This window comes from Phenylobacterium sp., from assembly GCF_036821595.1.
In the GTDB taxonomy this organism is placed as follows: domain Bacteria; phylum Pseudomonadota; class Alphaproteobacteria; order Caulobacterales; family Caulobacteraceae; genus Phenylobacterium.
Window position 1 is genome coordinate 1 of record NZ_DAISJG010000098.1, and the last position, 6544, is coordinate 6544.

6 protein-coding genes are annotated in these 6544 nt (G+C 71.1%); 2 read left to right on the forward strand and 4 right to left on the reverse strand.

Features of this window, described 5'->3' with window-relative positions:
* From V7Z97_RS18720 to V7Z97_RS18730, 3 genes are all read right to left on the reverse strand, one after another.
* Positions 1 to 332, reverse strand: a 332-nt coding sequence (locus tag V7Z97_RS18720) for a MerR family transcriptional regulator (protein ID WP_334164958.1), incomplete at its 3' end; no start/stop codon positions are given.
* Between the two features lie 17 nt (positions 333 to 349).
* Entirely contained in the window at positions 350 to 1528 is a 1179-nt protein-coding gene (locus tag V7Z97_RS18725; RefSeq protein ID WP_334164959.1) for an acyl-CoA dehydrogenase family protein, read from the reverse strand.
* An 8-nt stretch (positions 1529 to 1536) separates the two neighbouring features.
* Complete coding sequence (locus V7Z97_RS18730; RefSeq protein WP_334164960.1) at positions 1537 to 3912, reverse strand: TonB-dependent receptor; 2376 nt, start codon at positions 3910 to 3912, stop codon at positions 1537 to 1539.
* Between the two features lie 151 nt (positions 3913 to 4063).
* On the opposite strand from V7Z97_RS18730, the gene V7Z97_RS18735 reads away from it, so the two are divergent.
* Both V7Z97_RS18735 and V7Z97_RS18740 read left to right on the forward strand, forming a co-directional pair.
* Positions 4064 to 4777 (forward strand): helix-turn-helix transcriptional regulator, encoded by a 714-nt coding sequence (locus V7Z97_RS18735; RefSeq protein ID WP_334164963.1) that lies wholly within the window; start codon positions 4064 to 4066, stop codon positions 4775 to 4777.
* 72 nt (positions 4778 to 4849) lie between these two features.
* A complete protein-coding gene (locus tag V7Z97_RS18740) occupies positions 4850 to 5644 on the forward strand; it encodes a crotonase/enoyl-CoA hydratase family protein (RefSeq protein ID WP_334164961.1) in 795 nt (264 codons plus the stop codon).
* A 4-nt stretch (positions 5645 to 5648) separates the two neighbouring features.
* Here V7Z97_RS18740 and V7Z97_RS18745 read toward each other — a convergent pair.
* Positions 5649 to 6544 (reverse strand): class I SAM-dependent methyltransferase (locus V7Z97_RS18745; RefSeq protein ID WP_334164962.1); only part of this gene is annotated, 896 nt, incomplete at its 5' end.

Sequence of the window (6544 nt, forward strand, 5' to 3'; positions counted from 1 at the left end):
TCGACCTCCTGCCGCTGGGCCTCCAGGGCGGCGATCCGCCGGCGGAAGATCTTCAGCGCCTCGGCGTTCTGGGCGATCTCGCCTTCCTCGTCGTAGAGGTCGAGGATGTCGCGGATCTCCGCGATGGAAAGGCCGACGCGGCGGCCGTTCATGATCAGCCGCAGCCGGGCGCGATCCTTGTACGAATAGACCCGGGCGGTGTCACGCCGGGCGGGGAACAGCAGGCCCTGTTCCTCGTAGAATCTCAGCGCCCGCGGGGTGGCGCCGAACTCACGGCAGAGCTGGCTGATCGAATAGGTCCGGTACGGCGGACGGCGAAGGTTGAGCTGCAAGTTCCACTCCTCCCGATTCACAGCCCGAGAACCAGCCGGGCGATGATGTCTCTTTGGATCTCGTTGGAGCCGCCATAGATCGAGGCGGCCCGGTTGTTCAGGTACCTGGCCATCGCCGTGAGGCTTTCCTGTGGCCCGACCGGCTCCAGGTTGGAGCCGGCCTGGCGGGCCCCCGGCTGGTCCACCCCAGCGTAGGCTCCCGCGGCCGCGACCGCCAGTTCGTCGATTCGCTGCATGGCCTCCGTGCCCTGGGTCTTGAGCATCGAGGACGCCGGGCCGGGGTTCCGCCCGCCCGCCAGCGCGCTCAGCACCCGCCGCTCGGAGATGTCGATGGCCTCCGCCGCGATCTGCGCCTCGGCGAGTCGACGGCGGTAGTGCGGGTCGTCCATGAGGTCGCCGGCCATGGCCTCGACCCGCCCCAGCTGGACCTTGAGGCCGGGCGCCGAGCCGCCGCCGCGCTCGAACTCCAGCAGGTGTTTGGCCACCGTCCAGCCCTGGTTCTCCTCGCCCAGGCGGTTGGCCTTGGGCGTCCGCACGTTCTCGAAGAAGACCTGGTTCACCTCGTGCTCGCCGGCCAGGGTGATGATCGGCCGGACCGTGATCCCGGGGCTCGCCATGTCCAGCAGCAGGAAGGTGATCCCCGCCTGCGGCTTGCCCTCGCGGCTGGTCCGCACCAGGCAGAACATCCGGTTGGCGAACTGGGCGTGGGTGGTCCAGATCTTCGAGCCGGAGAGGACGTAGTCGTCGCCGTCGCTCTGCGCCTGAAGCTGCAGCGAAGCCAGGTCCGAGCCCGCGCCCGGCTCGGAATAGCCCTGGCACCAGTAGTCCTCGCCCGAGAGGATGCGCGGCAGGTAGTGCGCCTTCTGCTCCGGCGTGCCGAAGGCCATGATCACCGGACCCACCATCCTGAGCCCCATGGGGGCCAGGTTGGGCGCGCGCGCCCGGGCGCATTCGGCGGCGAAGATGTAGCGCTGCATCTCCGTCCAGCCCGGCCCGCCGTATTCCTTCGGCCAGGACGGGGCGGCCCAGCCGCGGGCGTGCAGGATCTTCTGCCAGACCAGGCTGTGTCGCGGCTCGACAAAGACGCTGGTCTGGCGCTCGCCCACCGCCCGGAGCTCCGGCGTGAGGTTCTCCGCCAGGAAGGCGCGGACCTCGTCGCGGAAGGCCAGGTCCTCGGGGGCGAGCTCCAGGTCCATGCGGCCCCCTAAAACTGCGTCCTGAGGGTGAGGCCGTAGGTCCGCGGCGCGCCGAGGAAGCCCGCGAAGGTGCCGGTCTGCAGCGGCTGGTCGACGATCACCTGGTAATAGTCCTCGTTGGTCAGGTTCTGCGCCCAGAGTTCGACGGACCAGCGGTCGTCCTCCGAGCCCAGCACCAGCCGGCCGTTCAGCAGGACCAGCTCCTTCTGGCTCTTCAGCGGGTCCAGGTTGGAGCCGGTGTTGTACTCCGACGTGTACTTGGCCGACAGCGAGGCGCGGAACTTCAGCTCGTTGTCCAGCGACCGCTCGTAGGACGCCGTCGTCGCCGCCGACCACAGGGGCGCGTAGGAGATGCGGGTGTTCGGCAGCCGGGCCGAGATGCCGGCCGGCGGGACGAACTCGCCGAACTGGGTCTCGGCATAGGTCACCCCGCCCGAGACCGAGAGCCCGTCCAGCGGCGTGCGCCAGGCGAAGTCCAGGTCCACGCCCCGCGACACCACCTCCGGGATCGAGGCCACCAGGAAGCTGATGCCGGTGTAGGTGTTGAGCTGGAAGTCCTCGAAGGTCTGGTGGAACACCGTGGCGTTCAAGAGCAGGTTGGCGTCGGCCGTGTTGCTCTTCACGCCCACCTCCCAGCTGGCCACCGTCTCGGCCGGGAAGCTCGTGTCCGGGTTGATCACGCCGGGCCCCATCCGCGCCCGGTCCAGGTTGAAGCCGCCGCTCTTGAAGCCCTCGGCATAGGAGCCATAGACCATCAGCCGCGGGTCGAAGCGGTAGGCGAGCTTCACCGTGCCGCTCCAGCGCCTCTCGCCCCGGTCCTGTTCGGTGACTACGTTGTCGAACGCCGAGTCGGTGTGCGGCGCGCAGATCGCGCCCACGGCCGCCGCCGGCAGGCCCCGCGCCCGGGCCGCGGCGCAGGCCGCCGCCGGGACCGAGTTGGTGTAGTGGGCGGTGACCTCCTTCTGGTCGTCCGTGTAGCGGACGCCCAGGGTCAGCTCGAGCTGCTCGGTGAGCTGGTAGTTGGCGTTGCCGAACAGGGCCCAGCTCTTGGACTCGTGGTCGAAGCTGTCGCGCGGCCCCTGGCCGGCAGGGAAGTTGGTCCCGAACGGCCGCCCGGTCAGCACCGAGACGAACTGCGGGTTGGTCCCCTGCGACAGCAGCAGGCCGAAGTAGGGCTCGTAGGCCGCGCCCAGGTTGGTGAAGGCCACCATGTCCAGCAGCTCGCGCTGGTAGAACAGGCCGGCGATCCAGTTCAGCTTCTCGGTCGAGCCGGCGAGCCGCAGCTCCTGCGAGACCTGCTCGATCTTGGTGTAGTTCGAGCCGTCCGTCGGCCGGTGCCAGATGTCGGCGGAGGAGAAGTCGATGTCCGAGCCGCCGGCGCTCTTCCAGCGCCGCCAGGCGGTGATCGAGGTCAGGTCGATGGCGTCGGTGAGCGCCAGGTCCGCCTGGAGCGAGAGCCCGCCGTCCTCGATGCGGCTGACCATGTCGCGGTTGGCGTAGGTGACGCGGCCGAACGGATCGGCGGGGCGGGTGATGCCGGCGTCGGCCGCCAGGGCGTCGATGATCGCCGCGGTCGGGCCGGGAATGGTCGCATAGTTGACGCAGCAGTTCTCGTCGCGGTCGGTGTAGTCGGCCAGGAACTTCACCTTGAAGCCCTCGCGCGCCTCCCACAGGAGCTGGCCGCGGACGGTCCAGTAGTCCTCGTTGGAATCCTCGTTCACCGTTCCGGGGCCCGCGCCCTTGCGGACCTCGCCGAACCCGTCGCGCTTGCGCTTCGCCGCATAGATCCGGCCGGCGACGGTGTCGCCCAGGATCGGTCCGGTGACGCTCGCCGCCACGCCCCAGCCGTCGAAGTTGCTGGCCGTCAGCTCCCCCCGCGCGCCGAAGGTGAAGTCCGGCTCCTTGGTGGTGATGTTGATCACGCCGGCCGAGGTGTTCTTGCCGAACAGGGTGCCCTGCGGGCCCTTCAGCACCTCGATCCGCTCCAGTTCGCCGAGGTCGCCGTAGGCCACGCTGGAGCGGGCCCGGTAGACGCCGTCGATCACCGTGCCCACCGAGGACTCCAGGCCGGGGTTGTCGCCGATGGTGCCGACGCCGCGGATCCGCGCGGAGGTCTGCGCCGCGCTGGTGGAGGAGGTGACGTTCAGGCCGGGGGTCAGGACCTGCAGGTCCTTGATGTCCCGCACGCCCGCATCCTGCAGCTGCCGCGCCGGAAGCGTGGTGACCACGATCGGCACGTCCTGCAGGTTCTGCTCGCGCTTCTGGGCGGTGACCACCAGTTCGCTGACCAGTCCCGGTTCGGCCTCCTGGGCCCACGCCGCCCCGGCGCTGCCGCACACGGCGGCGATGACGGCGCTGGACGCCGCCCACATCAGCTTGTTCATCGAACCTCCCAAAGATGGTCGCGCTTGTTCTTGGTTTTCGGGGACCGGTGTGCGACGGGCGCAAGCTTGCGGAGCGGAGCCGGAGCGAACAAGCTATCGGAAGTGATAGGCGCCGGGGGTGGGCGCGCCGGTCGGAGGTCTGCCTTTGGACGTGCCTGACCTCGCCCGCCAGGTGGCGGAAGCGGGGCGCGATATCGGGCTGGAGTACGTGGCCGCCTCGGCCGACATCGGCGATCCGTCGCCCATGCGCGGGGCCGACGGCCGGCCGCTGGCCGAGACGGCATTCCGCTGGATCGACCCCGACCTGCGCTACTGGGAGGATCGCGGCTTCGCCCTGCGCTCGCTGTTCATCCACGCCGCCCGCGTCTGCTCGGAGCCCTTCTATTTCTCGGGCCGCCGGCTCGCGAGCTGGCGTCCGAACCGCGCGCTGGACGCCGTCGCAGCCGAGGGGCCGATCGAGACCTTCGGCGTCGGCGTGGCCATCGTGGCTCCGGCCTACCTGCCGGGCGGCGTGATCGGCGCGGTGGTCTGGGCTTCACCCGATCCGGAGCTGGACGTGGCCAGGGTCTTCGAGGCCCACGCCGCCGGGCTGCACGCCCTGGCGCTGCGCTTCGTGGCGACCTACGCCGACGAGATGCACGGCATGGCGGCCGCGCCCGTGCGCCTCACCCGCCGCGAGATCCAGTGCCTGAAGTGGGCCGCCGCCGGGAAGACCGACCAGCAGATCGGCGAGATCGTCTCCATCGCCCTGCCCACGGTTCGTTTCCACATCACCAACGCCGCCCGCAAGCTGCGCGTCCCCGGCCGCTCCCAGGCCATCAGCCGCGCCGCCACCCTGGGCTACATCGGCGCCCACGCCGGCTGAGCGGAAACCGCTGGATCGCGGCGGGGCGTCCCGGCATGACGGGGGCCCTGAACGCATCGAGGAGACGAGGGGATGGACCTGATCACCGTGGAGCGGCGCGGCAAGGTGGCCGTGATGACCCTGAACCGCCCGGACGCCATGAACGCGCTCGGCGCGCCCGGTGACGGCGACCAGGTGGCGGCCGCCTGCGCGGCGATCAACGCCGACCCGTCCGTCCGCTGCGTGGTGCTGACCGGCGCGGGCCGCGCCTTCTCGGCCGGCGGCGACGTGAAGGCCATGCAGGCCCGCACCGGGGCCTTCGCGGGCTCGGGCGTGGAGATCCGCGAGGGCTACCGCGGCAACATCCACCGCATCGTCCGCGCCATCTACGGCCTGGAGGTCCCGTCCATCGCGGCGGTGAACGGGGCGGCCATCGGCCTGGGCTGCGACGTGGCCTGCATGACCGACATCCGCATCGCCGCGGAGGAGGCGAAGTTCGGCGTCACCTTCCTGAAGCTCGGCCTGATCCCGGGCGACGGCGGCGCCTGGCTCCTGCCGCGCACCATCGGCATGAGCCGGGCCTGCGAGCTCTTGTTCACCGGCGACGTCATCGACGCGAAGACCGCTTGCGACTGGGGCCTGGTCTCGAAGGTGGTCCCGCGCGAGGGGTTGATGGAGGCGGCCATGGAACTCGCCGACCGCATCGCCGAGCAGCCGCCGCACGCGCTTCGCCTGGCCAAGACCCTGCTCAAGCAGGGCCAGACCGCCAGCTACGACACCATCATGGAGATGAGCGCCGCGGCCCAGGCGATCAGCCACCTGACCGACGACCACATGGAAGGCGTCGAGGCGATCCTGGAGAAGCGCAAGCCGCGCTTCGCCGACTAGGACCTCAGGGCTTGCGGAAGAAGCAGGCCACCGCGTCGGCCGGCGCCACGCGCGCCAGCGGCCAGGTGGCCACCGCGAACAGCCAGGCGGCGACCGACACCGCCAGCGGCTGGCCCTTCACGAAGCGGATCCGCGCCCACAGGCCCTTCAGCGCCACGGTTTCCAGCCGCAGATCTCCGGCCGGCTGCAGGCCCACGGCCGTGGCCGCCCGGGCGAGGTTGGCGGGAGTGAAGTACCAGACGTGCGGCGACGGCAGCCCCTTCTGCCACAGCCGGTCGTAGGCCCCGGGCAGCCCCAGCCGGTCGGCCAGCGCGGCCACGCGGAAGAACAGGCCCCGCCGGTCGGGGCAGTTCAGCACCAGCATCCCGCCGGGCTCCAGGTGCAGGGCCGCGGCGGCCAGGGTCCCGCGCAGGTCGGGGATGTGCTCCAGCACGTCGTTGAACACGATGGCCCCGAACCGCTCGCCGGGTTCGAGGGCGTCGGGGAAGTAGCCGTGGCGCACGCGCACCCCCCGCGAGCCGGCGGCCGGCGCCGTATTGGCGTCGGGCTCGATACCCTCGGCCGCATAGCCGCGGTCCCGGGCCGCGCCCAGCAGGAAGCCCGGGCCGCAGCCCACGTCCAGCAGCCGGGCGGGCGCCGCCTTGAGCCGCGTGAGCCGGTCCAGCAGGGCGGCGTTGTTGCGCTCACGCAGGGCCGCCAGCCCGTCCTCGCGCAGCGCCTCGTCCAGCTCGCCCGCGCCCGGCCGGTCGGGGATGGCGATGTCCAGGGCGGCGTTCAGGACCCCGCAGCCCTCGCACCGGCGCAGCCAGTCGTGCCGGTAGGGCCGCATGGTCCCCCCGCACACCGCACAGGCCTCACCGAAGACGCTCCACTTGTTCAGCATGCGCCATGCCTCGCCGC

Coding starts and splice junctions, on each gene's coding strand:
- V7Z97_RS18740 (WP_334164961.1), top strand. CDS start 4,850: ATGGACCTGATCACCGTGGAGCGGCGCGGCAAGGTGGCCGTGATGACC.
- V7Z97_RS18725 (WP_334164959.1), bottom strand. CDS start 1,528: ATGGACCTGGAGCTCGCCCCCGAGGACCTGGCCTTCCGCGACGAGGTC.
- V7Z97_RS18730 (WP_334164960.1), bottom strand. CDS start 3,912: ATGAACAAGCTGATGTGGGCGGCGTCCAGCGCCGTCATCGCCGCCGTG.